The 26034-nt window shown below is 55.1% G+C and carries 23 protein-coding genes and 1 tRNA gene; 9 read left to right on the top strand and 15 right to left on the bottom strand.

Annotated elements, in window-relative coordinates:
* Positions 1 to 28: 28 nt before the first annotated feature.
* Positions 29 to 2200, top strand: coding sequence for an EAL domain-containing protein (locus ACLEXF_RS09300; protein ID WP_017899489.1), 2172 nt, complete (start codon positions 29 to 31; stop codon positions 2198 to 2200).
* 48 nt (positions 2201 to 2248) lie between these two features.
* On the opposite strand, the gene nupC is transcribed toward ACLEXF_RS09300, so the two are convergent.
* Entirely contained in the window at positions 2249 to 3451 is a 1203-nt protein-coding gene (gene nupC / locus ACLEXF_RS09295) for a nucleoside permease NupC (RefSeq protein ID WP_012540950.1), read from the bottom strand.
* 345 nt (positions 3452 to 3796) lie between these two features.
* On the opposite strand from nupC, the gene ACLEXF_RS09290 reads away from it, so the two are divergent.
* Positions 3797 to 5038, top strand: coding sequence for an Nramp family divalent metal transporter (locus ACLEXF_RS09290; protein ID WP_423265759.1), 1242 nt, complete (start codon positions 3797 to 3799; stop codon positions 5036 to 5038).
* 56 nt (positions 5039 to 5094) lie between these two features.
* Here ACLEXF_RS09290 and ACLEXF_RS09285 read toward each other — a convergent pair whose 3' ends face one another.
* Together ACLEXF_RS09285 and ACLEXF_RS09280 are read right to left on the bottom strand one after the other, a co-directional pair.
* Positions 5095 to 5454: a DUF2502 domain-containing protein gene (locus ACLEXF_RS09285; RefSeq protein WP_065903341.1), complete on the bottom strand. Its 360-nt coding sequence runs from the start codon at positions 5452 to 5454 to the stop codon at positions 5095 to 5097.
* A gap of 130 nt (positions 5455 to 5584) precedes the next feature.
* Positions 5585 to 6577, bottom strand: coding sequence for an aldo/keto reductase (locus ACLEXF_RS09280; RefSeq protein ID WP_004202023.1), 993 nt, complete (start codon positions 6575 to 6577; stop codon positions 5585 to 5587).
* Between the two features lie 180 nt (positions 6578 to 6757).
* On the opposite strand from ACLEXF_RS09280, the gene ACLEXF_RS09275 reads away from it, so the two are divergent.
* Positions 6758 to 8419 (top strand): alpha-keto acid decarboxylase family protein, encoded by a 1662-nt coding sequence (locus ACLEXF_RS09275; RefSeq protein ID WP_004202025.1) that lies wholly within the window; start codon positions 6758 to 6760, stop codon positions 8417 to 8419.
* Here ACLEXF_RS09275 and ACLEXF_RS09270 read toward each other — a convergent pair.
* On the bottom strand, positions 8416 to 9651 hold the full coding sequence (locus ACLEXF_RS09270; RefSeq protein WP_023318842.1) for an ion channel protein: 1236 nt from the start codon (positions 9649 to 9651) through the stop codon (positions 8416 to 8418). The two genes, ACLEXF_RS09275 and ACLEXF_RS09270, sit on opposite strands and share 4 nt — an antisense overlap.
* A 263-nt stretch (positions 9652 to 9914) precedes the next feature.
* Here ACLEXF_RS09270 and glk point away from each other — a divergent pair, with 263 nt between their 5' ends.
* Complete coding sequence (glk, locus tag ACLEXF_RS09265) at positions 9915 to 10880, top strand: glucokinase (RefSeq protein ID WP_004202027.1); 966 nt, start codon at positions 9915 to 9917, stop codon at positions 10878 to 10880.
* A gap of 54 nt (positions 10881 to 10934) precedes the next feature.
* On the opposite strand, the gene ACLEXF_RS09260 is transcribed toward glk, so the two are convergent.
* Positions 10935 to 11672 carry a LytR/AlgR family response regulator transcription factor gene (locus tag ACLEXF_RS09260; RefSeq protein WP_004202028.1) on the bottom strand — a complete coding sequence of 246 codons (738 nt, stop codon included), beginning with the start codon at positions 11670 to 11672 and terminating at the stop codon, positions 10935 to 10937.
* Between the two features lie 11 nt (positions 11673 to 11683).
* Entirely contained in the window at positions 11684 to 13381 is a 1698-nt protein-coding gene (locus ACLEXF_RS09255) for a sensor histidine kinase (RefSeq protein WP_017899496.1), read from the bottom strand.
* On the opposite strand from ACLEXF_RS09255, the gene ACLEXF_RS09250 reads away from it, so the two are divergent.
* Both ACLEXF_RS09250 and alaC read left to right on the top strand, forming a co-directional pair.
* The gene (locus tag ACLEXF_RS09250; RefSeq protein WP_032428955.1) at positions 13380 to 13478 is read left to right on the top strand and encodes a hypothetical protein; all 99 of its coding nucleotides are present in this window, start codon (positions 13380 to 13382) and stop codon (positions 13476 to 13478) included. The two genes, ACLEXF_RS09255 and ACLEXF_RS09250, sit on opposite strands and share 2 nt — an antisense overlap.
* A gap of 286 nt (positions 13479 to 13764) precedes the next feature.
* Positions 13765 to 14979, top strand: a complete 1215-nt coding sequence (alaC, locus tag ACLEXF_RS09245) for an alanine transaminase (protein WP_004202031.1) — start codon at positions 13765 to 13767, stop codon at positions 14977 to 14979.
* Between the two features lie 69 nt (positions 14980 to 15048).
* Here the strand turns inward: alaC and ypdK are convergent, their stop codons facing one another.
* The 3 genes from ypdK to ACLEXF_RS09230 form a co-directional block, all read right to left on the bottom strand.
* On the bottom strand, positions 15049 to 15120 hold the full coding sequence (gene ypdK, locus ACLEXF_RS09240; protein WP_099119320.1) for a membrane protein YpdK: 72 nt from the start codon (positions 15118 to 15120) through the stop codon (positions 15049 to 15051).
* 337 nt (positions 15121 to 15457) lie between these two features.
* Entirely contained in the window at positions 15458 to 16654 is a 1197-nt protein-coding gene (locus tag ACLEXF_RS09235) for a CynX/NimT family MFS transporter (RefSeq protein WP_004202032.1), read from the bottom strand.
* Positions 16651 to 17109: a nucleoside deaminase gene (locus ACLEXF_RS09230; protein WP_004202034.1), complete on the bottom strand. Its 459-nt coding sequence runs from the start codon at positions 17107 to 17109 to the stop codon at positions 16651 to 16653. The genes ACLEXF_RS09235 and ACLEXF_RS09230 overlap by 4 nt, the downstream gene beginning before the upstream one ends.
* A gap of 132 nt (positions 17110 to 17241) precedes the next feature.
* Here ACLEXF_RS09230 and cynR point away from each other — a divergent pair, with 132 nt between their 5' ends.
* A complete protein-coding gene (cynR, locus tag ACLEXF_RS09225) occupies positions 17242 to 18150 on the top strand; it encodes a transcriptional regulator CynR (RefSeq protein WP_049004003.1) in 909 nt (302 codons plus the stop codon).
* 30 nt (positions 18151 to 18180) lie between these two features.
* Here cynR and ACLEXF_RS09220 read toward each other — a convergent pair whose 3' ends face one another.
* From ACLEXF_RS09220 to ACLEXF_RS09200, 5 genes are all read right to left on the bottom strand, one after another.
* Positions 18181 to 19041: a hypothetical protein gene (locus tag ACLEXF_RS09220; protein WP_049004016.1), complete on the bottom strand. Its 861-nt coding sequence runs from the start codon at positions 19039 to 19041 to the stop codon at positions 18181 to 18183.
* A gap of 364 nt (positions 19042 to 19405) precedes the next feature.
* A complete protein-coding gene (locus ACLEXF_RS09215) occupies positions 19406 to 19888 on the bottom strand; it encodes a WbuC family cupin fold metalloprotein (RefSeq protein ID WP_023318837.1) in 483 nt (160 codons plus the stop codon).
* Between the two features lie 118 nt (positions 19889 to 20006).
* On the bottom strand, positions 20007 to 21344 hold the full coding sequence (locus ACLEXF_RS09210; protein WP_117129834.1) for a sensor domain-containing diguanylate cyclase: 1338 nt from the start codon (positions 21342 to 21344) through the stop codon (positions 20007 to 20009).
* A gap of 352 nt (positions 21345 to 21696) precedes the next feature.
* Positions 21697 to 21771, bottom strand: a tRNA-Arg gene (locus tag ACLEXF_RS09205).
* Positions 21772 to 21860: 89 nt separating this feature from the next.
* Entirely contained in the window at positions 21861 to 22790 is a 930-nt protein-coding gene (locus ACLEXF_RS09200) for a formate/nitrite transporter family protein (protein ID WP_004201800.1), read from the bottom strand.
* Between the two features lie 289 nt (positions 22791 to 23079).
* Here ACLEXF_RS09200 and mlaA point away from each other — a divergent pair, with 289 nt between their 5' ends.
* Entirely contained in the window at positions 23080 to 23841 is a 762-nt protein-coding gene (mlaA, locus tag ACLEXF_RS09195) for a phospholipid-binding lipoprotein MlaA (RefSeq protein WP_004201799.1), read from the top strand.
* 59 nt (positions 23842 to 23900) lie between these two features.
* On the opposite strand, the gene fadL is transcribed toward mlaA, so the two are convergent.
* Positions 23901 to 25223: a long-chain fatty acid transporter FadL gene (gene fadL, locus ACLEXF_RS09190; RefSeq protein ID WP_023318794.1), complete on the bottom strand. Its 1323-nt coding sequence runs from the start codon at positions 25221 to 25223 to the stop codon at positions 23901 to 23903.
* Between the two features lie 373 nt (positions 25224 to 25596).
* Between fadL and ACLEXF_RS09185 the strand changes: the two genes are divergently transcribed.
* Entirely contained in the window at positions 25597 to 25881 is a 285-nt protein-coding gene (locus tag ACLEXF_RS09185; RefSeq protein ID WP_004201797.1) for a YfcZ/YiiS family protein, read from the top strand.
* Positions 25882 to 26034 lie beyond the last annotated feature (153 nt).

Here is a 26034-nt window from a genome sequence, read left to right as displayed (position 1 = left end):
GAGGTTGCCGGAGTTTTAATTAACAATAATGGTTGATAAAATTAACATTAATATCAAAAAAACTCTGTTGGCCTTTATCGTCTGTTTAGTCGCTATTCCGCTGGCTCGTTTTATTTCACCGCAAACGGTTATTGATGGCAATCTTATTTATATTGCCTGGCTGCCCATTAGCGTGATGTTTTCTGTTATTTTTATCTTTGGCCGCTATGCGATTGCGCCATTAATCCTCGCATTTGCCATCACCAATTGCTTTCTTATTAAATTAACGCTACCGCAGGCGCTTATCTTACTCTTTTGTCAGCTGTTTGCGGTGTTCTTCTCCTGCGCTATTCTAAGACTGATGGTGGGTAAGCGCTGGCGCTGTGGCCCGACGGCAAAACATATGGGAGCGCGGATCTTCTGGGGCGGCTTCTTCGCGCCGGTGCTGCTGAAACTCACCATGTACCTTGCCGGGCAATATTTTGCTTTTCCCTTATCTATTACCAGCTATTTTGGCAGTATGCCATTGATTTATACCGTAATAGATATTCAAAGTTTAATCAGCGCGGCATTAATTTTTACCACTTTTTTATATTATCCAATGCGGATGATTATCAATCCACGCTACGCCCGACGTTTCTGGCGGCAGGAATGTTTACCGTGGCTGGCAGCAAAATATCGTTCCTTTACGCTATATTGGTTTATTGCGCTGGCGGTGATATTAACGCTATTGTGTGCGCCGTATCAGTCTGAATTTATTGCCGGTTATTTAGTTCCGGTGATTTTTATCGTCTACTTTATCGGGATTAGCCGAATTGGTCATGCGCTGCTGCGTATTTCATGGTCGGTCTCGGCTTTTTTACTGGTGGTGTATAACAAAAACTTTCTCCAGGGCGTCCAAAGCGAGTATTCATTATCCTTTGTGCTCTCAGTGCTGATCTCCTTTACTATCTGTTTGTTTTATATGGCAGACACCTATGCCCGTAGCGACCGCAATAAACGCCGCTGGCGTAGTCAGGCGGAAGAAGATCCGCTGACTGGCTTGCCTAACCTGCGCGCGCTGGAGAGCCATTTACAGAGCTGTCCGCAGCAGGTTATCTGCAGCCTGCGTATTCATAATCTCGACTTTCTCAGCAGGCATTATGGCCTGATGATGGGGGTGGACTGTAAACGGCAGATTATTCGGGCGTTGCAACCGCTGCTGGGGGCGACGGATAAAGTTTTCCAGGTGCCGGGCAGCGAACTAATCCTCGTGCTTGACGGACCGGAGCCTTCGTCCCGTTTGCATCATATGGTCGCGGTTCTCAATCACAAAAAATTCAGCTGGCACAATCAGCCGCTGGATCTGGAGTTTGGCGCGGCCTGGGGCCGCGACGACGGTCAGCGCGAGGGACTTCACCAGATGCTGGGTCAGCTAAGCTGGCTTTCCGAACAGGCGGGTAGCGAACGTCGGGTGCTGGCCCTGGATGAGGAGCAGGAGCTGGTGGTGGATCAAACCACCGAGCAGGTGCGCCTCCTCATGCGCGTCAAGCAGGTGCTCAAAGAGCGGGCGCTGATGCTCTATGCGCAGCCGATTCAGAACAGGGAAGGGGAGGGATATCATGAGATCCTCACCCGCATGCGCTGTGGCGATAGCGTCATTATGCCCGATCAGTTTATCCCGTTGATTGTGCAGTTTAACCTCAGCCAACGTTTCGACATGCTGGTGCTGGAGACCTTGTTCAGCGTGCTTCATCAGCACCCTGGCCAGCGATTCTCGGTCAATCTGCTGCCTGCAACTCTAATGCAAAAGGACAGCGCCGCGCAGATTATCGCGCTGTTTCAACGCTATGCGGTCTCACCAGGCCTTATCACTATTGAAGTCACTGAAGAGCAGGCCTTTTCCAATGCCGACATCAGCCAGCAAAATCTTGAAGCGCTGCGCGCGTTTGGCTGTGCCATCGCCATTGATGACTTTGGCACCGGGTATGCGAACTATGAACGACTGAAGCATCTGCAGGCCGATATCATCAAGATTGACGGCTGCTTCGTTCGCGACATCCTCACTGACCCGCTGGATGCCATTATGGTGAAATCGATTGTCGAGATGGCGCGGGCGAAACAGATGAGCGTGGTGGCGGAATATGTCGAAAGCGAACCGCAAAAAGCGCGCTTGCTGGAGCTGGGGGTGAATTATCTGCAGGGCTACCTGGTGGGCAAGCCCCGGCCGCTGGGCGAATGACGGGTAAAAAAAAGCCGGGCATTGCCCGGCTCAGAGGACTGGCGCCTGTTACAGAACCAGAGCCGCAATTGAAGCAGACAGTACGCTGACCAGCGTGGAGCCGTAAACCAGCTTCAGACCGAAGCGTGAAACCACGTTGCCCTGTTCTTCGTTCAGACCTTTAATCGCCCCGGCGATGATGCCGATAGACGAGAAGTTGGCGAAGGAGACCAGGAATATAGAGATAATGCCTTCCGCACGCGGGGAGAGCGTCGAGGCGATTTTCTGCAGATCCATCATGGCGACGAATTCATTGGAGACCAGCTTGGTGGCCATAATACTACCCACCTGCAGCGCTTCGCTTGCCGGCACACCCATCACCCAGGCGACCGGGTAGAAGATATAGCCAAGGATCCCCTGGAAGGAGATGCTGTAGCCGAACCAGCCGGTCACGGTAGCGAACAGGGCGTTCAGCGCGGAGATCAGCGCGATGAAGCCGATCAGCATCGCCGCCACGATAATCGCAACTTTAAAGCCCGCCAGAATGTATTCGCCCAGCATCTCGAAGAAGCTTTGACCTTCGTGCAGATTCGACATCTGCAGATTTTCTTCACTCTCTTCCACGCGGTACGGGTTAATCAACGACAGCACGATAAAGGTGCTGAACATGTTGAGCACCAGCGCCGCGACGACGTACTTCGGCTGCAGCATGGTCATATACGCGCCGACGATGGACATCGATACGGTGGACATCGCGGTCGCCGCCATGGTGTACATACGGTTGCGCGACATTTTGCCGAGAATATCTTTATAGGCAATAAAGTTTTCCGACTGGCCGAGGATCAGCGAGCTGACGGCGTTGAAGGACTCCAGTTTGCCCATGCCGTTGATTTTCGACAGCACGGTACCGATGGCGCGGATAACAATCGGCAGGATGCGAATATGCTGCAAAATACCGATCAAAGCGGAAATGAAGACGATAGGGCACAGAACCTTAAGGAAGAAGAAGGCCAGACCTTTGTCGTTCATGCTGCCGAACACGAAGTTTGTCCCTTCGTTGGCAAAGCCGAGAAGTTTTTCAAACATCTCGGAGAAGCCTTTCACAAAACCCAGACCAATATCGGAGTTGAGGAAGAACCAGGCCAGCAGGACTTCAATGACAAGCAGTTGAACAACATAACGAATACGGATCTTTTTACGGTCATGACTGACCAACAGGGCCAGTATAGCCACCACAACGATCGCGAGGACAAAATGCAAGACGCGGTCCATAGTTGCTCCAAATATGAGGCAGGTTAAATTTCCGTGCACATTCTATGCAACGGCTTTAAAGAAAACGAGATCAATTGCACACTATTGCAAGGAACTGTGACCAATGGCAAAAATAGTGATCAAACATCCACTTTTGTTATGTTACGTAAAGGTTTTAAAAGTTGCATTCTTGTACTACTCTTAATATTTGGCGCGATCGGGTTTTCTGACGCCCTTTTCCATATCCGGCCAGCAATTGTTCCCTCCTATCACAGCAATTATTATCTCCATTCTAAATGAACTTGATAATCATTCGCATTTTGATAGGATGAAACATAGCAAAGGCTATATTTCCAGAGGCAGAAGATGACTAGCAGTCGCGTTGAGAATAGCAGTAGTCGCGCCGCGCGCAAGGTGAAGCTCGCCTTAATGGGGCCCGCTTTCGTCGCTGCCATTGGCTATATCGATCCGGGTAATTTCGCCACGAATATTCAGGCTGGCGCCAGCTTTGGCTATCAGCTGCTGTGGGTCGTAGTATGGGCCAACCTGATGGCGATGCTGATCCAGGTGCTCTCTGCCAAACTGGGCATTGCCACCGGTAAAAACCTGGCCGAGCAGATCCGCGACCATTACCCGCGCCCGGTCGTGTGGTTTTACTGGGTACAGGCGGAAATCATCGCCATGGCCACCGATCTGGCCGAATTTATCGGCGCTGCGATTGGCTTTAAGCTGGTGCTGGGCGTATCGCTTCTGCAAGGGGCGGTGCTGACCGGGGCGGCGACCTTCCTGATCCTGATGCTGCAGCGGCGCGGGCAAAAACCGCTGGAGAAGGTGATTGGCGGCTTGCTGCTGTTTGTTGCCGTCGCCTATGTCGTTGAATTGATCTTTTCCCAGCCCGCGCTGGCTCCCCTGACCAAAGGGCTGGCGATCCCTACGCTGCCCAACGGCGAGGCGGTATTCTTAGCCGCCGGGGTGCTGGGGGCCACTATTATGCCGCACGTGATCTACTTACACTCCTCGCTTACCCAGCATCTGCACGGCGGGACGCGAAAAGAACGCTATAACGCAACCCGCTGGGATGTGGCGATCGCCATGACCATTGCGGGGTTCGTTAACCTGGCGATGATGGCGACCGCCGCGGCGGCATTCCACTTCAACGGCCATACCGGCGTCGCCGATCTCGATCAGGCTTACAGAACGCTGGAGCCACTGCTGAGCCACGCGGCGGCGACCATCTTTGGCCTCAGCCTGGTCGCTGCAGGTTTATCCTCGACGGTGGTGGGAACTCTCGCAGGTCAGGTGGTCATGCAGGGCTTCATCCGCTTTCATATTCCGCTGTGGTTTCGCCGGGCGGTCACCATGCTGCCGTCGTTTGTCGTCATTCTGCTGGGACTGGATCCAACGCGTATTCTGGTGATGAGTCAGGTGTTGCTCAGCTTTGGTATTGCGCTTGCCCTGGTGCCGCTGCTGATATTTACCAGCAATGCAAAGCTAATGGGAGACCTGGTGAATACCCGTTGGGTGAGAGGCATCGGCTGGGCGATAGTCGCCATTGTGGTGAGCCTGAACGGCTGGTTAATTGTGGGATCGCTGCTCGGGGTGGATTGATGACTTCCTGCAGCGGAATAAAGCAAAGGGAGCCGATGGGCTCCCCTTTTCGTCTGTTAGTGATGGCCATGTCCATGACCGTGACCGCGTCCGCCGGGACCTCGTCCCCAGCCGCCGCGATGGTCGTCGCGGTCGCTCCAGCCCGCGCGATAGCCGCGCTCCCAGGCTTTATCTCTGCCTTTGTACCAGCCTTTGTGCCAGCCGTTGTCATGACGATGCCAACGGTTATCACGCCATTCATAGTGACGACGCCAGTAATCACGGTCGCGCCAGCTGCCACCGTCCCAGTAGTTACCGTAATTGTCACGATCGCCAATTTGTAATTTTATCGATGGCAACAGGGTGATTTCACCAGCGTTAGCGACTAATGGCGCTGCGGCCAGCAGTACTGCTGCCAGAATCAGTGACCTGAACATACTCTTCTCCTTCACGATCGGGGCCCTAAGCGGCCTGTTAACGTGATATTACGGGCCGGTAAAGACCTATCGCATCGGACGAACTCCGAAAGCGCAGAAAAGAGCACTTTTTGCTAAAGTAACATTTGCTTTACAGCGCCAGGATGGCATCAATCGCCGCGCACTCCCCGGCGCTGAAATGACGGTTTTTCAGCATCCCTACCGCATCATCCAGCTGGGCGGTTTTGCTGGCACCGATCAGCACGGAGGTGACTTTCTCCTCGCGCAGCACCCAGGCCAGCGCCATCTGCGACAGCTTCTGCCCGCGGGCTTCCGCCAGCGTATTCAGCTGACGAATTTTTTCTAATTTGGCGCTGGTCAGTTGCTCCGGCTGCAGAAAACGACTGCTGCTGGCGGCGCGTGAGTCTGCCGGAATGCCGTTAAGATAGCGGTCGGTTAGCTGGCCGCCGGACAGCGGTGAAAACGCTATACTTCCCACCCCTTCGGTCTGCAAAAAATCCAGTAATCCCTCTTCCACACCGCGTTCAAACATGGAGTAGCGAGGCTGGTGAATGACGCAGGGGGTGCCGAGGTCGTTAAGGATTTTCACCGCTTCTCGCGCCTGGGCGAGCGGATAGTTAGAGAGGCCGACGTACAACGCTTTACCCTGGCGGACAAGATGATCGAGCGCGCGCATCGTTTCCGTCAGCGGTGTCTCCGGGTCCGGGCGGTGATGATAAAAAATATCGACATACTCCAGCCCCATGCGCCGCAGGCTCTGGTTCAGACTGGCCACCAGGTATTTGCGTGAACCCCAGTCGCCGTAAGGGCCGTCCCACATGGTGTAACCCGCTTTGGTGGAGATGATCAACTCATCGCGATAGGGCAGGAGGGCCTCTTTAAGGATGCGGCCAAAATTGCTCTCCGCCGAGCCCGGCGGCGGCCCATAATTATTGGCCAGGTCGAAATGGGTAATGCCGAGGTCAAACGCGTGCAGGAGCATCTGCCGGCTGGTTTCCACCCGCGTTTCATCGCCAAAGTTATGCCACAGACCGAGAGAAATAGCCGGGAGCTGAAGGCCGCTGCTCCCGCAGCGACGATAGGCCATCGTTTGATATCGCGTGGTGCTTGCCTGGTAAACCATTCTTCCTCCACAGATAAAACAAGGTGTGTATACGTTTACACTAATCAATGTTTTGCGTGGAGTACACCGCTTTTTAGGCGTAACTATTGCTTTACACCGGCTTTATCGTCCCCCTTCTGGACAGGCGGATCGCTTATTCAATACTCAAATTACACCTGCACCAAAATGAGGATAATGGACATGCAACCGACCTACACTATTGGGGATTATCTGCTGGATCGCCTTGTTGACTGCGGTATTGACCGCTTGTTCGGCGTACCAGGAGATTACAACTTACAGTTTCTCGATCGCGTCATCGCGCACAGCGCCTTGGGGTGGGTCGGCTGCGCCAACGAGCTGAATGCGGCCTATGCTGCTGACGGTTATGCACGCATTAAGGGGGCCGGCGCGTTACTAACAACCTACGGCGTCGGCGAACTAAGCGCCCTGAACGGCGTGGCGGGAAGCTATGCGGAGCATATTCCGGTATTACATATCGTCGGTGCGCCCTCCACTGGCGCTCAGCAGCGCGGCGAACTGCTGCATCACACCCTGGGTGACGGCGATTTCCGCCATTTTGCGCGAATGAGCGAGCAGATCACCTGTAGCCAGGCGCTGCTGACCGCTGGCAACGCCTGCCATGAGATCGACCGTGTTCTGCGCGATATGCTGACGCATCATCGACCTGGCTATCTGATGTTGCCGGCCGATGTCGCCAGAGCGGCAGCGATTGCCCCAGCGCAGCGCTTGCTGGTGGAGGCCGCTCCGGCGGATCAAAACCAGCTCGCCGGATTCTGCGAACATGCCAGCCGCCTGCTGCGGGGCAGTCGACGCATTTCCCTGCTGGCGGACTTCCTCGCGCAACGCTATGGCCTGCAGAACACGCTCCGGGAGTGGGTAGCGAAAACCCCCGTCGCCCACGCCACCATGCTCATGGGCAAGGGGCTGTTCGATGAGCAGCAGAGAGGTTTTGTCGGCACCTACAGCGGCATCGCCAGCGCGCCGCAGACCCGGGAGGCTATCGAAAACGCCGACACCATCATCTGCATTGGGACGCGCTTCACCGACACTATCACCGCAGGATTCACCCAGCATCTGGCGCGGGAGAAGACCATTGAGATCCAGCCTTTCGCGGTCAGGGTGGGCGATCACTGGTTCAGCGGCGTGCCGATGGATCAAGCCCTGGCTGCGCTGATGTCCCTTTCCGCACCGCTGGCGGCGGAGTGGGCGGCGCCTCAGGTCGTGGCGCCGGAAGTGGAAGAGGAGGGCGAAGGCGAGTTAACCCAGAAGAATTTCTGGTCGACAGTGCAGGATGCGCTGCGCCCCGGCGATATTATCCTCGCCGATCAGGGGACGGCGGCATTTGGCATCGCGGCGCTTAAGCTCCCCTCTGAGGCATCGCTGATCGTCCAGCCGCTGTGGGGATCGATTGGTTTTACCCTCCCGGCCGCCTATGGCGCGCAAACCGCGGCGGCAGAGCGGCGGGTGGTGCTGATCGTCGGCGATGGCGCCGCCCAGCTGACGATTCAGGAAATGGGCTCTATGCTGCGCGATAAACAAAAGCCGCTTATTCTGCTGCTTAATAACGAAGGGTATACCGTAGAACGGGCGATTCACGGTCCGGAGCAGCGCTACAATGATATTGCCCTGTGGGACTGGCGGCGCCTGCCGGAAGCCTTCGCCCCGGACGTTGCCTCGCGCTGCTGGCGGGTTACGCACACTGCTGAGCTACGGGAGGCGATGGCGGAGAGTATCACCTCCGATACTCTCACCCTGGTGGAAGTGATGCTGCCGAAAATGGATATCCCCGATTTCCTGCGCGCGGTGACGCAGGCGCTGGAGGAACGAAACAGCCGCGTTTAGTCGGTATGGTGTCTGGCAATCATTAAGGGCCTCCCGGCCAGCAGCAGCCAGGCCGGGAGCATCACAATGCACAGCAGCGGCAGCAGCGTGGTGTCCGGAACCACCACAGCGGCCATAAACAGGCTCAGCCAGCCGTCGCGGGTGACGACCAGCACCATGCCGAGGATCGCGCAGGAGACGGTAATTGCCGCCGGCACGGCGTCCACGTGGGCATGCAGCATCAGCCCCAGCGCCACGCCGACGAAGACCGCGGGGAAAATCCGCCCGCCGCGAAAGCCGCAGGCCGAGGCGAGAACCAGCGCAGCCAGTTTGACCAGCGCAATGAGCAGATAATCCGAGGCGGTCAGCGTCTGGCTGAAGGCCAACTGCTGCATCTCATCCAGCCCCTTAAACAGCGTTAAATGTCCGCCAATGGTTCCAAGGATCCCTAACAGCAAGCCGCCGAGGCCCAGCGTCAGGATTGGGTTTTTCAGGCGATGCATCAGCGTGTGCAGGCGCGGCAGACACCAGACGGCGACCATACCGACAGCGATAGCGATCAGGGCGACGATCATGCCGCTGACGATATCGACGAAGTGCATCTGGCTATAGTGCGCGATCGGCAGCGTGAAGTGGGGGTGGAAAAACAGCCCGGTCGTCAGCGCGCCCGCGGCGGCGGCAAGCATCGGGGCAAACAGACGATCCCACAGCGGCGACTCGTTGCTGCTGTTCAGGGTTTGCGAAAAAATCAGCGCGGCGGCCACCGGGGTGCCGAAGAGGGCGCCGATGGTGCCTGAGGCCGCGAGAATGGTCCAGTCCAGAGAGCTGACCCGGGGGAACAGTCGGGAGCCGACGGCGACGGCCAGCGCAATATTCACCACCATAATTGGATGCTCCGGGCCCAGGCTGACGCCGCCGGCGAGGCCAAGGATCAGCGCCGCCAGCAGCCCGGGCAGCGCGCCGGTGGCAATAGGCGCGCCGATTAACGACTCGGTCGCCGGGTCCGGCCCGGCGTGCCCCGGGCTGTAACGGACGACCAGGCCCACCGCGATCCCCGTCGCCGTGAGAATGGCGATGATCCACAGCGGGTTGTCGGCGCTCACCCCAAACTGCACAGGCAGATTGCTCCACAGGAAGCGCTGCAGCAACGCGGCAACTTTCATCGCGCCGATCAGGATCAAACTGGAGGCGATGCCAATCAGGATAGCTGGCACCGACAGGATCAGCATTGTTCTGGCGCGAGGATGGAGCATGAAAATGTCCTTGTTAAAGTTCAGGAGCACTACTTTGCCTTTGTCGACGGGGATCGTCGATGCAAATGGTGCTGAAACGATAAAGTTAAGGCGGCGTCTGATACCCGTGGCCTCGTTAATAGGCTACTTTGCATTGATTACAAACTAAATGTGACCTGTGTCGCTAAACAAGGGGCGTCCGCGAGTTGGACGTTGTTGTTAAGCCGCCATGAATTTACAGTGTGCCAAAAGATTTATTTTGACTTTAGCGGAGCCGTAACGGAATGACAAAATTTGCTTTAGTAGGAGATGTCGGGGGGACCAACGCCCGCCTGGCGCTGTGTGATCTGGCGAGCGGAGAGATCTCTCGTGCAAAGACCTATTCCGGGCTCGATTACCCCAGTCTGGAGGCTGTGGTGCGCGTCTATCTCGAGGAGCATCAGGTGACCGTCAGCGAAGGCTGTATCGCCATCGCTTGCCCGATCACCGGCGACTGGGTGGCGATGACCAACCATACCTGGGCCTTCTCCATCGCTGAGATGAAGCGCAACCTTGGCTTTGCGCACCTGGAGATTATTAACGATTTCACCGCCGTTTCAATGGCCATCCCGATGCTGAAAGCTGAGCACCTGATTCAGTTCGGCGGCAGCGCGCCGGTAGCCGGCAAACCGATCGCCGTTTATGGCGCCGGAACCGGGCTGGGCGTAGCCCATCTGGTGCACGTTGATAAGCGCTGGGTCAGCCTGCCTGGCGAAGGCGGCCATGTCGATTTTGCGCCGAACAGTGAAGAAGAGGGCATTATTCTGGAAGAGCTGCGCGCTGAACTGGGGCACGTCTCCGCAGAACGCGTGCTCTCGGGGCCTGGTCTGGTCAACCTCTATCGCGCGATAGTCAAATCGGATGGTCGACTGCCGGAGAACCTGCAGCCGCGTGAGGTCACCGAGCGGGCGCTGGCGGATAGCTGCACCGACTGTCGCCGGGCGCTGTCGCTGTTCTGCGTCATTATGGGGCGCTTCGGTGGAAACCTGGCGCTGACCCTGGGGACGTTTGGCGGCGTGTATATCGCCGGCGGCATCGTGCCGCGCTTCCTGGAGTTCTTTAAAGCCTCCGGCTTCCGCGGCGGTTTTGAGGACAAAGGCCGATTTAAAGCCTATGTCCAGGATATCCCGGTTTACCTGATCGTGCATGACAACCCAGGCCTGCTGGGCTCCGGCGCGCATCTGCGTCAGACGCTGGGTCAGGTGCTGTAAGCGCATTCCTCCCGGGCTACCGCCGTAGCCCGGCAAGGCGGGGCTCCCCGTCGTCTACAGATTCATCAGCTGGCGAAACTCTTTCACTTTACTGCGACTGACCGGAACCTGAAACTCCAGGTCGCGCAGACGTAGCACGTAGGTATTGTTAAACCATGGCTCAATTTCACGAATTTTGCTGAGATTCACACAGTACGAGCGGTGACAGCGAAAGAAATGTGCGGTGGGCAGTTTGCTGCAGAATTCGGTAATGTTCATCGGCATGACGAAAGACTCCCGGCGAGTGTAGACGAAGGTCATCTTCTCGTGCGCCTCTGCATAATAGATATCATGGATACTGGTGACGATGATCCGCTCATCTTTTATCAGATTGATGGTGTCGTTTTCCCGAGGCGCCGCGCTGGCTAGCCCGGAGGCGGCGTTATTTTGCTGCTGCCAGGCGGCGGTCAGCTTCTGCAGCATATTGATGATGCGCGACTCCTGGTAGGGCTTGAGGATGTAGTCAAACGCCTCCAGCTCAAAGGCTTCCACGGCGTGTTCTTTCCACGCGGTGATAAAAACGATAAAAGGCTTATGGGCGAACTGGCTGATGTTTTGCGCCAGCAGAACGCCGTCCAGCGACGGAATATTGATATCGAGAAAGATGGCGTCGACCTTGTTGTGCTGGAGAAATTTCAGCACGTCCAGACCGTCGTCAAAGCTGCCGACGATCTCCATCTGGCTGTGGGTGTTGATAAGCCAGGAGAGCTCCTGTTGGGCCAGAAACTCATCCTCCACAATGATAACTTTCATCTTTTCTCCGCTCATGACAACAGAGACTCCGTCAGCGCCTGCGGCGTAGAGTGATTGGGGACATAAAAGGCGATTTCCGTTCCTGGCGTCAGGGTGCGGATATGCAGCCCCTCGCCGTAGAGCAGTTTCACCCGATGATGAACGTTGAGCAGGCCGATTTTGTTACCTGGCATTTCATCGGCTTCCACGCGGGCGACCACGGCGGGATCGATGCCGTTGCCGGTGTCGCGAACGCTGATGCGAACCCGATTGCCGCACTCATTGATGCCGATCGTCACCACCCCTTTCCCTTTACACGGCTGAATGCCGTGCACAATGGCATTTTCCACCAGGGGCTGGATAAGCAGGCTCGGGATCACGCAGCTGACGTCGTCGTCAATATCATAGATGACCGTCAGTTTGTCGCCGAATCGCGCCTGTTCAATGGCGATGTAATCTTTGATCTGATACAGCTCTCGTTTGATATCGATCTGCTCATCGTCTTTTAATTCGATGTTATAGCGCAGATAGCGCGACAGATTAAAAATGAGCTGGCGCGCGGTGTCCGGATTAAGGCGAATCGAGGAGGAAATCGCGTTCAGGGCATTGAATAAAAAGTGCGGGTTAATCTTGCTTTGCAGAGCGCGCAGCTCCGCTTTGTTGGCCATCTCCCGCAGCTGTTCGGCGCGGGAAACCTCCAGCTGGGTGGAGATGATTTGTGACAGGCCAATCGCCATCTCCTGCAGCGTCGAGGTGATGCGATGGGCGTGGCAGTAATAGATTTTTAGCGTGCCGGTGACCACCCCTTTTTCCCACAGCGGGATGACCATCAAGGAGTGGATCTCCGGTGTGCGGTGGGCTTCATCATTGTTTTTTATAATGATCTTTCCATAACGAATGGCCTGTCGGGTAGTGGGGCTGATGACATCGTCATGGTGTTGATAGTTGGCTTCACCGACGCCCACGTAGGCCAGCACGTGTTCCGTATTGGTGATTGCCACCGCGTCGGCGGTAATGTCGCGGCGGATGATGTCGCAAACCTGGCGCAGAGAATCGCTGTTGACCTGACGGAACAGCGGCAGGGTTTTGTTGGCAATGTCGAGCGCCAGTTTCGCCTGCCGCGCGGCGCTGGCCTCCTTTTCCCCTTCCACGCTCTGCACCAGCAGCACGATAAAGCCGATGCAGACGCTGCCAAGGATCATCGGGATACCAATTTTCGAGACGATATCCAGGCCGAGGCTCAGAGAGGGCGCCCAGACTATCACCAGGATCATGGTCAGGGTCTCGCAGACCATGCCGGCCAGAATGCCGATTTTCCAGCGTTGATCGCGGGCCACCTTGCGGTTAATCAACCCCGACAGCAGACCGGCGATGATGCTGGTGATAAAGCAGGGTACGGCGGTCACGCCGTCAATATCAATCAGATAGCGGTGCACACCGGCAATCACCCCGACAATGGCTCCCACCCATGGGCCAAACAGGATCCCGCCGGACATCACGGCGATGATGCGCACGTTTACCAGCGATCCTTCCACCGGCACACCGGACCAGGTACTGAAGAGCGCGAACAGCGAGAAGATGGCGGTGACAGCCAGCAGCTCTTTCGGCGTATGCGCTGATTTATGCAGCAGTTCGCGGAACAGGCGGAGGCGAATAAGGAAAAACAGGCAAATAAGCATCAGGGCCGCACGATCATAGACCGCCAGCATCATAGTAAAGATTTCGTGCATGGGTGCGCCGCGTCAGTGGCCAGAAAAGGACATGATAAAAAACCTGACGACAGAAGACCAGCCGCAGAAAAATAATGAGGAAAAGGCTCACTTTTAAAAGGGGATTGAATCATGGCAAGGCGACAAACCGCTAGACGCCAGAGGAAACGATAAATACCCGTGATAGAAAAGATATCAATATGTTACCACTTGCATACAAAACGGTATTCATCCCGCGGCGTACTGCCGTATTTAGCGCAGACGATACCCGTTTTTAACGCCAGTGATTATTTTTCGTCAGGGCACTCGACAACGTGTTTTTTTTCAGGTTATTTTCTAAACGAGCCGCAACAGCGGCAGCGTCGCTCGGACGGTCCGGGCGCTAACGTTAATCAGAGGAACCTATGGCTGAATCCAGTCCTGAACGCCGTTTTACGCGTATCGATCGTCTCCCCCCGTACGTTTTTAATATTACTGCCGAACTGAAAATGGCTGCGCGCCGGCGCGGCGAAGATATTATCGATTTCAGTATGGGCAATCCCGATGGCGCGACGCCGCCGCATATCGTGGAAAAACTCTGCACCGTCGCGCAGCGGCCTGACACCCATGGTTACTCTACCTCGCGGGGGATCCCACGCCTGCGTCGCGCTATTTCGCGCTGGTATGAAGAACGCTATAACGTCGATATCGATCCGGAATCGGAAGCGATTGTCACCATTGGTTCGAAAGAGGGGCTGGCGCACCTGATGCTGGCGACGCTGGATCATGGCGACACCGTGCTGGTGCCGAACCCCAGCTATCCGATCCATATCTACGGCGCGGTGATTGCCGGGGCGCAGGTGCGCTCGGTGCCGCTGGTGGAAGGGGTGGATTTCTTTAACGAACTGGAACGCGCCATCCGCGAGAGCTATCCGAAGCCGAAGATGATGATCCTTGGCTTTCCCTCGAATCCGACCGCGCAGTGCGTCGAGCTGGATTTCTTTGAAAAGGTTGTCGCCCTGGCGAAGCAGTATGACATCCTGGTCGTCCACGATCTGGCCTATGCCGATATCGTGTATGACGGCTGGAAAGCGCCCTCCATTATGCAGGTGCCCGGCGCGCGCGATGTCGCCGTCGAGTTCTTTACCCTGTCGAAAAGCTATAACATGGCCGGCTGGCGAATTGGCTTTATGGTCGGCAATAAGACCCTGGTGAACGCGCTCGCCCGCATCAAAAGCTACCATGACTACGGCACGTTTACGCCGCTGCAGGTGGCGGCGATAGCGGCCCTGGAGGGCGATCAGCAATGCGTGCGGGATATCGCGGAACAGTATAAGCGCCGCCGCGATGTGCTGGTGAAAGGGCTCCACGAGGCCGGCTGGATGGTTGAGTGTCCGAAGGCGTCCATGTACGTCTGGGCGAAAATTCCGGAACCTTATGCCGACATGGGCTCGCTGGAGTTTGCGAAAAAGTTGCTTAACGAAGCGAAGGTTTGCGTCTCTCCGGGGATTGGCTTTGGCGATTATGGCGATACCCATGTCCGCTTCGCGCTGATCGAGAACCGGGACCGGACGCGTCAGGCGATCCGCGGCATCAAGGCGATGTTCCGCGCTGATGGCTTACTGCCCGCTGCGAGCTAGCGCTTCGGCGAATACGCTATAACAAAAACGGGAGCCTGTGGGCTCCCGTTTTTTTGACACCGCTGCAGTCTAGATCATCAGGGCAAAAGTACCGGCCCAAACGATGACCATAAAAGAGAGACCCATAAAGAAGTATTTCACGACTCATCACTCCACGCGCTTATGCGACGTTCAAATGAATTAATTGTTCTGTTTTTCAAGGGCTGTCGCCGGTGAAATCTCACCCTGCGGCAGCTCGCAATTCTGTGCGTTTAGTGCTCCAGATGGCGCTAATGTACGCCTAAAAAATCAGGGAAACAAGGGGCATTTTTTTATTAATTTTTAGTTACTTACGAGTGTCGTGATTCGGCGACACATTAATTTCGCCCGGTAATAAATTTAGCGCCAGCGACGCTACCAAAACGGGTTTCTCGTTAGTGAGATTAGCGGGGCTAGTCAGGCTTGGCGCGCGGCATTCAGGTTGCCACGCGCCGCCGGTTTAATGCAGATCAGAGGCGCGCTGTCGCCACTCGGCCGGGTAGTGCGCTGGGATAAAGCGCAGCGTGAGCGCCATGAGTAACAGGACACAAAGCGCATGCCAGGACCAGTCAAGGGTGTAGTTCCCGCTCAGGCTACGCAGCAGGCCGGAAAGCCAGGGCGACAGGCCGGCGATGATAAATCCGATACCTTGCATAAAGGCTACCAGCCGGCCGGCCACCGTCGGTTGCCCGGCGTGATCGAGGGCCAGCACCAGGCACAGGGGAAACGCGCCGCCCAGACCCACGCCGCAGGCGAGGGCCCAAAGCGCTGGGAAGTGCTGCGGCAGCCAGATGAAGCCGCAGAACCCAATCAGCTGTAGCGCCAGAGCAAGCAGCAGAAGCTGGCGCCGGTCATCCTGGCGAGCCAGCGCCGGCAGCAGCAGCGCGCCTGCGGTTTGCCCAACCGTCAGCAGCGCCAGCAGCGAGCCGCTGTACTGGGCGCTGTCGCCAAGCTGCATATAGTAGGGCGGCAGCCAGGCGATTAGACTGGCGTAGCCGGCGTTGATCAGTCCGAAATAGAGTCCCAGCGTCCAGGCGCGGCGCTGGCCAATAATCGCCACCCGGGGCGCGGCGCTGGTCTGATGCGGGGCGCGGGGCAGGTGCCGACAAATCGCCAGCCAGCTGAACAGGGCGAGGAGGGCGGGGAGCGCCCACCAGGCCAGCGCATCCCGCCATGCTGTGCTATGCGACGCCAGCCATGGCGTAAACGCGGCGCCTAACCCGCCACCGCCCATTAGCGCCGCTGACCATAGCCCCATCACCAGCGGCGTCCGGCGGGCGAACAAGCGCTTAATTACCGCCGGGATGGCAGCCTGGATTATGCCGATGCCAACGCCTCCGGCCAGGGCGCTGGTGAGCAGTAGGCCGCTATTCGGAGCGATTTCCCGCAGCAGGGCGCCCGCCGCGATAATCAGCAGACTTAGCGCAATGCTACGGTTTTGACCGACATAACGATCGACCGAACCGGCGGCCAGCGCCAGCACGCCCATCGCTATCACCGGCAGGGCGGTCAGTAGCGCGGCCAGGGTATAGCTCATCCCGCTGGCGGCGCGGATCTCCGGAAGCAAAGGGCCGATGGAGGTGAGCAGCGGTCGCATATTTATGCCGATCAGCACCAGGATCCCCAGCGTCAGATTCTGTCGCAATACGGCTTTCATGGCTGCTGTTCCGCCCACCGCTGATAAACTGCCAGCCCCTCCGGCTGCGGGCGATGATGGATCGGCAACGTCTGCTGCGCCAGCGGCTGCTGCAACTGCTGATAAATCGCGGCGGTAGATAGCTGGAAAGGTTCTCCGTCCTGATTGCTGTTGGCGAAAAACACTTCCCGCACGCCGGTTAAATAGAGGGCGCTAAGACACATCGGGCAAGGTTGTCCGCTGGCGTAGATAACGCATTCGCGCAGAACCTCGCTCCCCAGCCTGGCGGCAATATCGCGGACGGCATTCAGTTCGGCATGCGCCGTTGGGTCGCCGCTTAGATGAAAGGTATTGACGGCTTCGGCGACAACCTCGTCATGGCGCACCAGCACGGCGCCAAAGGGACGACCGCCGTGGCTGATGTTGTGGTTTGCCAGCGTTAGGGCGCGCTGGAGATAGCGATCGTGAGCGGACATAGTCACTCCTGCATAAGATGCTGTTCAGGGAAAAAAAGGCAACGGGTCGTGCGTAGAGGGTACGTAACTTGTTTCATAAGTTAAAAGACTTATTTATGATTAACCCTAGTTGAATTACTTATAGGTAAGCGGATGCTCCTGCGCCATCTTTCCTACTTTATCGCCGTGGCAGAACACCGTGGCTTTACTCGCGCCGCCGCGGCGCTGCACGTCTCCCAGCCTGCGCTGTCACAGCAGATCCGCCAGCTTGAAGCCATGCTGGAGGTTCAGCTTTTCGATCGTTCTGGCCGTTATACCCGGTTAACCGATGCCGGAGAGATCTGGCTGGAGTATGCCCGCCGGGCGTTACGCGATCTTGAGGAAGGGCGGCGCGCTCTGCATGACGCTGAGGATCTGCAGCGTGGCAAACTCCGCATTGCCATGACGCCGACCTTCACCACCTATATGCTGGGACCGCTGGTGGAAAACTACTATCGACGCTACCCCGGAGTGAAATTGCTGATTCAGGAGATGAACCAGGAGCGCATGGAAACGATGTTGCTGCAGGATGAACTGGATGTCGGCATTGCCTTTGACGAAAGCCGCTCCCGGGATATTGTCGTTCATCCGCTGCTGACGGAAACCCTCGCGTTGGTGGTGAGCCGCAGTCATCCTCTGGCCAGAGAGAACGCCCTCCGGCTGCAGGCGCTCGACGCGCAGCCGCTGATTTTACTGAGCAGCGAGTTTGCCACCCGGGAGCAGATCGATCGTTATTGCCGTCGTCATCGGCTCGAACCTGACGTGCGGATGGAGGCCAACTCTATCGGCGCCGTTCTGTCGGTCATTCGGCGCACGCCCCTTGCGACACTGCTGCCGGCGGCGATCGCCGGGCAGTTTGATGATGTAGTGGCTATTGAGCTCGAACCTGCGCTGCTGCAGCGAACGGCCTGTTTGCTACAGCGCAGGGATGCATGGCAGAGCGCCGCGGCACGCGAATTTATCGCCCTGGCGCGGGAGATTGCGCTAACGCTTGAGCAGGAAAACCGCCTGCCTCCTGCCTGACGGCCTGCGTCGCTCGGCGGCGAGCCTGGACTAACGGTGGGTTGCGCTGCTGAAGTCGGCCTCATTGGGCAGGACATCCTCTCTCAGCATGACTTCCTCCTTAAGCCTTTCCAGCACGTGATGAAAGAGCTGGGTCTTGTCTGGCTCAGCCATCTTCTGCAATTTCACATTAAATAAAGTATGGGACTGAATTAGATCGTGGATAAATTCCAGCAGTACCTCACTTTGCGGAAGGGAGGTTAATTCCTGATGGATATAACCGGTTTGTTGCCGTAGCGGATTTTTTGTGACATCCATCGGTCGGGCGCTAATGCTATGGGCAAATATTTTCTCAATTGCCTGACTGGTAATATAGAGCCGGTTCAATGACAGGGTGGGGTTTTCTGCCTCCTGCGGAATGAAGTGACAATATACAAACGGTTTCTCAGGCAGCATCATGCTGAGCCTGTTTTCATGATGAATATCGTCAGGCGCCTCCAGTAACGCCATTAAATTCCGGCTGTGCGGATGCCAGAGTCCTGACGCAGTGACCTTGACGTTGAACTGCGTGACGGTATTCCCGCGCAGGGTTTCCATGACGGGAATATCGCCATCAAGCCGCAGAATGCTATAGATATGAGAGTGTGGCGACAAGAAGGTCTCCACCGTCTCCGATGAATTGAGTGGATTAAATGTGCTGGTTACTTCTTTTTCCTGATGAGAAAGGACGGCGAGTTTTAATGTTCCCCGCGTCGGGTTAAGCTTCAGGCATAGATTGATCGCGCCGATATCATGCCAGTGAAGAATGTCTTCAATTTCGCAGTTTAATAATTTTTGCGCCCGGGGGAGAGAGCAATACTCCATTGGCGGTAAATTATTTAATTTCCAGATATTCCGTTCTGTTATATTCATAAGTTTTTTTGTTGCTAAAAAATAGCGGTTAGTATTGGGCGTAATCATCTAACAGCCACGTTTTATTGCCTGGACTCCCTGACCTGATTAATGAAAAGTATTCACGTTGAGAATATTATATCGATAAGTTGATTATTCTTATTGTTACGTCAGATATTAACTTGACTGCGTTATCCTATCATTTATTTCGCTCGAGAAAAATAGTTTGCTTAGCGCCTGAATACAACACTTTTTTGTTATTTTTTATTAATGACTCCGACGAGGGAGAACACAGCATGAGGAAAACGCGGCTCTTGAGATAAATGCCATGACGACAGGGATAACGCAAACGGACGCTCTCGGCATCCGTTTGCGGCGGCCATGCTTATCGGCTGACAGAGGGATAGCGATCCCCCGGCTGCGCGATGGCATACCAGGCCATCATCTCCGCGGTTCCCGGCTGCCCTTCGGCTGGCGCCCAGTCCATGGTGTCGATTTCAGCAAGCGGCTGATAAGCGCCTTGTTTGACTTCAAATACCATTCCTCCTGCGTCAAGTGAGAGCACCGTATGCCAGGTGCCGGGCTCCATTTCCAGGGCCGTGCAGGTTTCACCCAGCACCACCCGGTTAGTAATCACGCCATGGTCATCAAAATTTAGCACCACAAAGCGGCCTTTCAGCGGCAGCAAAAGTTCAAAAGTATGTCGGTGCCGGTGCGGGCGGATATAGGTGCCGGGTTCCATAGCGATAGCCAGGCGCTGCACCGGATCGCTCAGCTCAGGGTGAAAATTGCGATGGGCACGTAAGCGCGGGGAAGTGGTTGCCGCTTCGCTCTGCTGCTGCATATCGCTAAGGGTGATCTGTTTCATACCAACGCCTGGCTCCTTTGTTGTCCAGAGAGTGTTGAATCGGCAGGGCGGCAGGTTGACGCCCAGGCCACGCGATATTGTACGCAGAAAGCGTGTTGCTGTCGGTTAATTGTCGAGGCTATCGAGTACAGGAGGACTTCTGCCAGGCAACCACACAATTCCTTCCTGCTTTTTTTGCCTGGTACAGGGCGTCGTCGGCGCGGTTAAGTAATTCAGTCTCTACCGTTTTAGGATCCTCCGTAGTGGCAAGGCCGATACTGATCGTGACGCTCTCGGGGAGTTTAACCCTGCTGCTGACGTCGCCTGGGGAGATAATAGCCTGGCGAATCCTCTCAGCGATGAGTTGCGCCTGCTGTTGGCCGACGTCAGGCAGTAATAGTGCAAATTCCTCGCCGCCTGTTCTGGCCACAATATCATCTCTTCGAACCTGATCCTGAAGAACCCAGGCTACATACTGAATAACAAGATCTCCCTGAAAGTGGCCATATTTGTCATTTATGCGTTTGAAATGATCGATGTCGCATAACAAGATAGACAATGGTTTTTGCACAGAGACCCGTTGCATTTTTTTTGTCAGCGCAAGGTAAAAATAGCGACGGTTGTACAGCTGCGTCAGATAATCACGAATCGAGTTCTGATAGGCATTCTCATATTTATTGTTGGATAATTGATAAAGCTTAAACGCATTAAGGAAAATAATAATAATAAAGATCAGGGTGCCCAGCGTTTCGAAAAGCCTCGCTTTATACCATGTGTTTTCGCTAGCGACATCTGCGGTTGTTAAGAAAGAGAAGGTTAAGATATAAACGAAGCAGTAAAAATAGATTCCTGTCCAGAATATATTTCTGAAGCGGGTTAATGCAATCGTGGTGAAAAAGAGGAGCGTCCACATGTAAACCATTATATTACTGGCTAAGCGAATCGTTGGTTCATACAAGTGCGTTGAGGAAAATCCAACAATCAGGACGATAGCTAAAGTAAGGCTTATGCAGGCAAAGGTAATAATAATGTGATTATGGGAGGCCAGCAGGCGATGAGAACGAAATCTGTATACTAATGCCGCGGTGATGATTTGGGTGAGTGTTAAGGCGTTGCGGTAAAAGTAATACCGCAGAAATTCCTTGTATGAGATTGAGTCGTTGAGATTGCAATAAAACAGTTTGCTGTAATTATGTAACGCAAGAATCATCATTATGGCAGAGCCAATAAAGGCACAGGCTACTGGTATGAGAAACAGACAGCGTTTATCACTTAAGTATTTTAAAGCGATAGTTATTGATATTAAAAAGTAAAATATCAGAATAATAAGGGTCATGCCGTAAAACAACAACGGCGCCGGGGTCGTTATCGTGTTAATGTAGGTTGTGGTAAAATTAATTAAGCAAAATAGCGCCAGTATAGATACTATAAAAAACAACGGTGTCCGGAGCGTTGATGAGGCTGAAGGCCTGTTCATTAGGTCATACCTGTCAGGGTAAGAAAACTATGTTGTTATGATCGTGAATATCAATATTGTGAATGACGGTGAGGAGTGAGCAGTATGCTTTTCGTGCGGTTGCTGCTGACGATATCATTACGTTTTACAACTCATCTTTTCCTGTGAGTCTTTCATTTTATTTGTAAAATGATCACTGGTGTTTTCCTCTTTTTAAAAAGAGGAATGGCGCAACGGGTTTTATATCTATAAATAAATCACTTTGTGCGTTAACAGGGAGGGGCATTGATGATCAGGTCGGTACTACCATCTACCGGAGCTGCAGAAAAATCATCAAAAATCGCCGTGGATCCGTCATAAAACAGGAGGGGCATGGTGTCCCCTGCAGGAATCGAACCTGCAACTAGCCCTTAGGAGGGGCTCGTTATATCCATTTAACTAAGGGGACAAGGCGGCACGAGTATAGCGTTTTTCGCCCGCCTGAGTAAGTGCCATACCGTCTGACTGCTTAAACCCTCGCCATTCTGAGCGCTTTTTTTATGCCCGGTCGGCGTTTTTGGCTTTTCCGGCGGCCTGCGCGCGGGCTTCTGCTTTTCGCTTGTTGCTCATGTCGTTACGGATCTGCGCATGGCTCAACAGCGCGAAGATGAAGGTTCCGCCGCAGATATTTCCCGCCAGCGTCGGCAGGGCGAACGGCCAGATGAAGTCGCTCCAGGGAAGGCTTCCGTTAAATACCAGATAGAGGATCTCTACCGAGCCCACCACGATATGGGTGGTATCCGCCAGGGCGATAAGCCAGGTCATCAGAATGATCACCACGATCTTGGCGGCGCCGGCAAGGGGAAACATCCAGACCATGGTGGCGACCAGCCAGCCGGAAATAATCGCATTGGCGAACATCTCCGTCGGGCTGTTTTTCATCACATCTTCGGCGATGCTGACGAAGGCCTGGCGGGTCGGCTCATCAAAAACAGGCATATAATTGAAGGCCCATGCGGCCACCGCGGTGCCGATGAGATTGCCCGCCAGTACCACCGACCATAGCCGCATCAGCAAACCGACGTTTCCGGGGGTGGGATTGTGCATCACCGGCAGTACGGCGGTGACCGTGTTTTCCGTGAACAGCTGCTGGCGGGCCATAATCACGATAATAAAGCCGAAGGTATACCCGAGGTTCTCGAGTAAAAATCCGCCAGGGATCCCCTCCAGCTTGACGTGAAAAATCCCTTTCGCCAGCAGGGAGGCGCCCATCGACAGACCGGCTGCAATCGCCGACCACAGCAGGGCCAGCGCATCGCGCTCCATCTCTTTTTCCCCTTCCTGGCGAATATGTTCATGGATCGCCATCGCCCGAGAGGGAAGGCGATCTTCGTCAACTTCTATCTCTTCACCGCGCTGTTTTTCTTCACTTTCGACCTCGCGTTCGTCATCCGCAGGCTTTAATTTGTTATCGTCTGGTTCATCCATTTCACGGCCCTCGCTGACAAGTTATCTAGTTAAAGCGTAGCGGCTTTCCCTGGCGACTGGCTGGGGATACTCTTAAATCGCAAAAATGGTTACGCCAGATTTTTATCGCTCCGCTAGAATAGGAGCCCCGCGATCTCGTTATTCCCAGGCTATGATCAAATCAACAACTTGGGTGATATAGACATCGTTCAACGTGCTGTTACAATCGCTCACATCTTTACGGGCGGAAACGTTGTCTTTCCGTCATGGATGGCAACTCGCGATAGCCATAAAAACCAGGGAGACATCTATGAATTATCGCCTGTCGGCGCTTGCGCTTGGCGCCACATTGCTGGTGGGATGTGCCAGTTCCAGCTCTGGCGATCAGCCGCAGGGGCGCTCAGACCCGTTAGAAGGGTTTAACCGCACGATGTTCAATTTCAACTTTAACGTGGTTGATCCTTACGTGCTTCGTCCCGTCGCGGTGGCATGGCGTGACTATGTTCCGCAGCCGGCGCGCAATGGCTTAAGTAACTTCACCAGCAACCTGGAAGAGCCGGCGGTGATGGTGAACTCCTTCCTGCAGGGCGACCCCTATAAAGGGATGGTCCACTTTACCCGCTTCTTCCTGAACACCATCCTCGGGATGGGGGGGCTGATCGATGTCGCCGGGATGGCTAATCCGCAGCTGCAGCGCGTTGAACCGCATCGTTTCGGCAGCACGCTTGGCCACTATGGCGTCGGCTATGGTCCGTATGTGCAACTGCCATTCTACGGCAGCTTTACCCTGCGCGACGAAGGCGGCGATATGGCCGATGGCCTCTATCCGGTGCTCTCCTGGCTGACCTGGCCGATGTCGATCGGCAAATGGGCGGTGGAAGGCATTGAAACACGCGCTCAGCTGCTGGATTCCGACGGCCTGCTGCGCCAGTCTTCCGATCCTTACATTATGGTGCGTGAAGCTTACTTCCAGCGTCATGACTTTATCGCCAACGGCGGTAAGCTGACCCCGGCGGACAATCCGAACGCCCAGGCCATTCAGGATGAACTGAAAGATATCGATTCACAGTAATCGGCAAAGAAAAAAAAGGGTGAACATGATGTTCACCCTTTTTTGTTGTGTGCCGCTTATCAGAAGCGGTAGTTGAAGTTGGCGCCGTACAGCCAGGCGGTCCCTTCGGAGCGGAAGGTATACGGGCCTTCCTTAATTTCAACATGCTGCCCGTGCATATAGGAAATCCCGACGTCAACCGACGCATCCTTGTTGAACGCGTAGGTGGTACCCGCGCTCAGCCACAGGCGATCCTGATCCGGAATGGAAATGGAGCGATTGTTGGCTGGTACCGGGCTGTCATCGAAGGCGATACCGGTGCGGAAGGTCCAGTTATCGTCATAATAATAGGTGGTCCCCAACGCAAGTCGGTAGGCGTCCTTAAAGCCTTCCTCTTTATAGAACAGCGTCTGGCCGTTGCTGCCGGTGGCTTTCAGCTCCTGGAACTGACTCCAGCTGGTGTAGGTCAGACTGTAGTGGACCGCCCACTGCGGTGCTACGCGGTTATAACCCGACAGCTCCCACATTTCCGGCAGGTTAAGGGTCAGTGAACCGTCGGTGGTTTGGCCATTAGTACCTGCTGGCAGACCGAAGTTGCCGAGGATCTGGTTATAGGCTGCCGGCAGGCTGCTGCGGTAGTTACCGTCGAAGTCGATCTTGACCTCGGAACGGTAGGTGAAACCGTAGCGGTTATTTTTATCCAGCTCGTAGAGGATACCGGCGTTCCAGCCAAAGCCCCAGGCGTTGCCGTTAAGATGGGCGATCTGCGTGTCGGCCGGGATCTTCGCTACCTGGCCCGCCAGCGCCGGCGGCAGCGCGCCCGAGCCAGCGACAATCTGCCCCAGATCGCCAGCATAGCGCTCGATCTTCGCCTTAGCGTAGACCGCGTCAAAGCCTAAGCCGAAGCTCCAGTTGCTGTCGAGACGGTAGGCGCCGCTCAGGTTAAAGTTCGCAGTGGTCAGGTCGGTTTTCCCGCCCATGCTGCCGGCGGCATAGTCATCGTTGTATTCGGTTGCCAGGCCGTAGTTGGAGGTGATGGACGCCCCCCAACCAAACTGATCGTTAATCGGCGCGACAAAGTGGAAGTTAGGTACCCACGCCGTCGGGGCGATATTGTCCGCATTCAGGCTTTTGCCGGTGGGTGAAGTCCCGGAGACATTGACGCCCGGGTCGACAAAAACGGCGCCCGCCGACATGGTCGGACGGTCAAACATCATAATTAATGCCGGGTTACGACTGGCATTGCCTGCATCGTCTGCGATAGCCCCTTCACCGGAATAGGCCCGACCCAGCCCTGATGAAGAGAATTCGTTGAGCTGGAAGCCTGCTGACCAGGCCTGGGTGGAAACAAGTGCGACAGCCACTGCAAGGGCAGATTGGGTAAAGCGGGTTTTCTGGCTCATGCCCATAACCTCATTGAGTTATTTTTTTTTAAACTATGTTACATGCCGTAACAGAAGCGCGGAAGTGTAGGGTCTGCGGTACAACAGAGAAATCAGACCAGTGCGCTGAGTATAGGTCTGACCAGATGAGTTGTTGCAAGTTTGTTTATGAAGTTTTTCAATTGTGATAACAGAAACGCGATCCAGCTGGCAAAATTGTCGGGGGGAAGGAGAGAGAGAAAAGGTGATTTTTGTTTTAGATCATTTTTAAGTGTGATTTCTGTCACTTAACGCCGCGATGGCGATTATCGGCTGGAGGCAGACCAGAGAGCGGGCGTAAAATAGGCACATAAATTGTCTGGCACCGCAGGTGCATATCCAGAGGAAATCTACGATGAGTAAATGTAGCGCTGATGAAACCCCGGTTTGCTGCTGTATGGATGTTGGGACCATTGTCGACAACACCGACTGCACCGCCTCATACAGCCGCGTATTCGCCAACCGTGCGGAAGCAGAGCAAATGCTCGCCGCGCTGAGCGAAAAAGCCCGCAGTGTGGAATCTGAACCGTGCAAGATTAATCCCGTCTTCGCCGACGTTGACGGCGGCGTACAGCTGGATATCGATTTTGTGTTTAGCTGTGAGGCCGAATCCCTGATCTTCCAGTTGGGTCTGCGTTAATCCCTCCGCTTAACGCCCCGTGAAAGGGGCGTTATCTTTTCCGTTCAATGTGTTTTGGCTCGCAATTTTTCGCTTCCCCGATTGGCTTAATGTAAAAAATTAGTTAACAATGCTATCAGGTCAGACCACTTGTTTGTCTTGGTTAACAGGGGA

It is taken from the genome of Klebsiella pneumoniae complex sp. WS1778, assembly GCF_049472055.1.
Classification (GTDB): domain Bacteria; phylum Pseudomonadota; class Gammaproteobacteria; order Enterobacterales; family Enterobacteriaceae; genus Klebsiella; species Klebsiella quasipneumoniae.
This window is presented reverse-complemented; position numbering and strand designations above follow the sequence as displayed.

Bases quoted from the DNA above. Each gene is read 5' to 3' on its own strand.
- ACLEXF_RS09280 (WP_004202023.1), bottom strand. From the start codon at position 6,577: ATGGTTTACCAGGCAAGCACCACGCGATATCAAACGATGGCCTATCGT.
- ACLEXF_RS09270 (WP_023318842.1), bottom strand. From the start codon at position 9,651: ATGCTCCATCCTCGCGCCAGAACAATGCTGATCCTGTCGGTGCCAGCT.
- ACLEXF_RS09215 (WP_023318837.1), bottom strand. From the start codon at position 19,888: ATGAAACAGATCACCCTTAGCGATATGCAGCAGCAGAGCGAAGCGGCA.
- ACLEXF_RS09285 (WP_065903341.1), bottom strand. From the start codon at position 5,454: ATGTTCAGGTCACTGATTCTGGCAGCAGTACTGCTGGCCGCAGCGCCA.
- cynR (WP_049004003.1), top strand. From the start codon at position 17,242: ATGCTCCTGCGCCATCTTTCCTACTTTATCGCCGTGGCAGAACACCGT.
- ACLEXF_RS09300 (WP_017899489.1), top strand. From the start codon at position 29: ATGGTTGATAAAATTAACATTAATATCAAAAAAACTCTGTTGGCCTTT.
- mlaA (WP_004201799.1), top strand. From the start codon at position 23,080: ATGAATTATCGCCTGTCGGCGCTTGCGCTTGGCGCCACATTGCTGGTG.
- glk (WP_004202027.1), top strand. From the start codon at position 9,915: ATGACAAAATTTGCTTTAGTAGGAGATGTCGGGGGGACCAACGCCCGC.
- ACLEXF_RS09210 (WP_117129834.1), bottom strand. From the start codon at position 21,344: ATGAACAGGCCTTCAGCCTCATCAACGCTCCGGACACCGTTGTTTTTT.
- ACLEXF_RS09220 (WP_049004016.1), bottom strand. From the start codon at position 19,041: ATGAATATAACAGAACGGAATATCTGGAAATTAAATAATTTACCGCCA.
- ACLEXF_RS09250 (WP_032428955.1), top strand. From the start codon at position 13,380: ATGGGTGCGCCGCGTCAGTGGCCAGAAAAGGACATGATAAAAAACCTG.
- ACLEXF_RS09260 (WP_004202028.1), bottom strand. From the start codon at position 11,672: ATGAAAGTTATCATTGTGGAGGATGAGTTTCTGGCCCAACAGGAGCTC.
- ACLEXF_RS09185 (WP_004201797.1), top strand. From the start codon at position 25,597: ATGAGTAAATGTAGCGCTGATGAAACCCCGGTTTGCTGCTGTATGGAT.
- ACLEXF_RS09275 (WP_004202025.1), top strand. From the start codon at position 6,758: ATGCAACCGACCTACACTATTGGGGATTATCTGCTGGATCGCCTTGTT.
- fadL (WP_023318794.1), bottom strand. From the start codon at position 25,223: ATGAGCCAGAAAACCCGCTTTACCCAATCTGCCCTTGCAGTGGCTGTC.
- ACLEXF_RS09235 (WP_004202032.1), bottom strand. From the start codon at position 16,654: ATGAAAGCCGTATTGCGACAGAATCTGACGCTGGGGATCCTGGTGCTG.
- ACLEXF_RS09200 (WP_004201800.1), bottom strand. From the start codon at position 22,790: ATGGATGAACCAGACGATAACAAATTAAAGCCTGCGGATGACGAACGC.
- alaC (WP_004202031.1), top strand. From the start codon at position 13,765: ATGGCTGAATCCAGTCCTGAACGCCGTTTTACGCGTATCGATCGTCTC.
- nupC (WP_012540950.1), bottom strand. From the start codon at position 3,451: ATGGACCGCGTCTTGCATTTTGTCCTCGCGATCGTTGTGGTGGCTATA.
- ACLEXF_RS09290 (WP_423265759.1), top strand. From the start codon at position 3,797: ATGACTAGCAGTCGCGTTGAGAATAGCAGTAGTCGCGCCGCGCGCAAG.
- ACLEXF_RS09230 (WP_004202034.1), bottom strand. From the start codon at position 17,109: ATGTCCGCTCACGATCGCTATCTCCAGCGCGCCCTAACGCTGGCAAAC.
- ACLEXF_RS09255 (WP_017899496.1), bottom strand. From the start codon at position 13,381: ATGCACGAAATCTTTACTATGATGCTGGCGGTCTATGATCGTGCGGCC.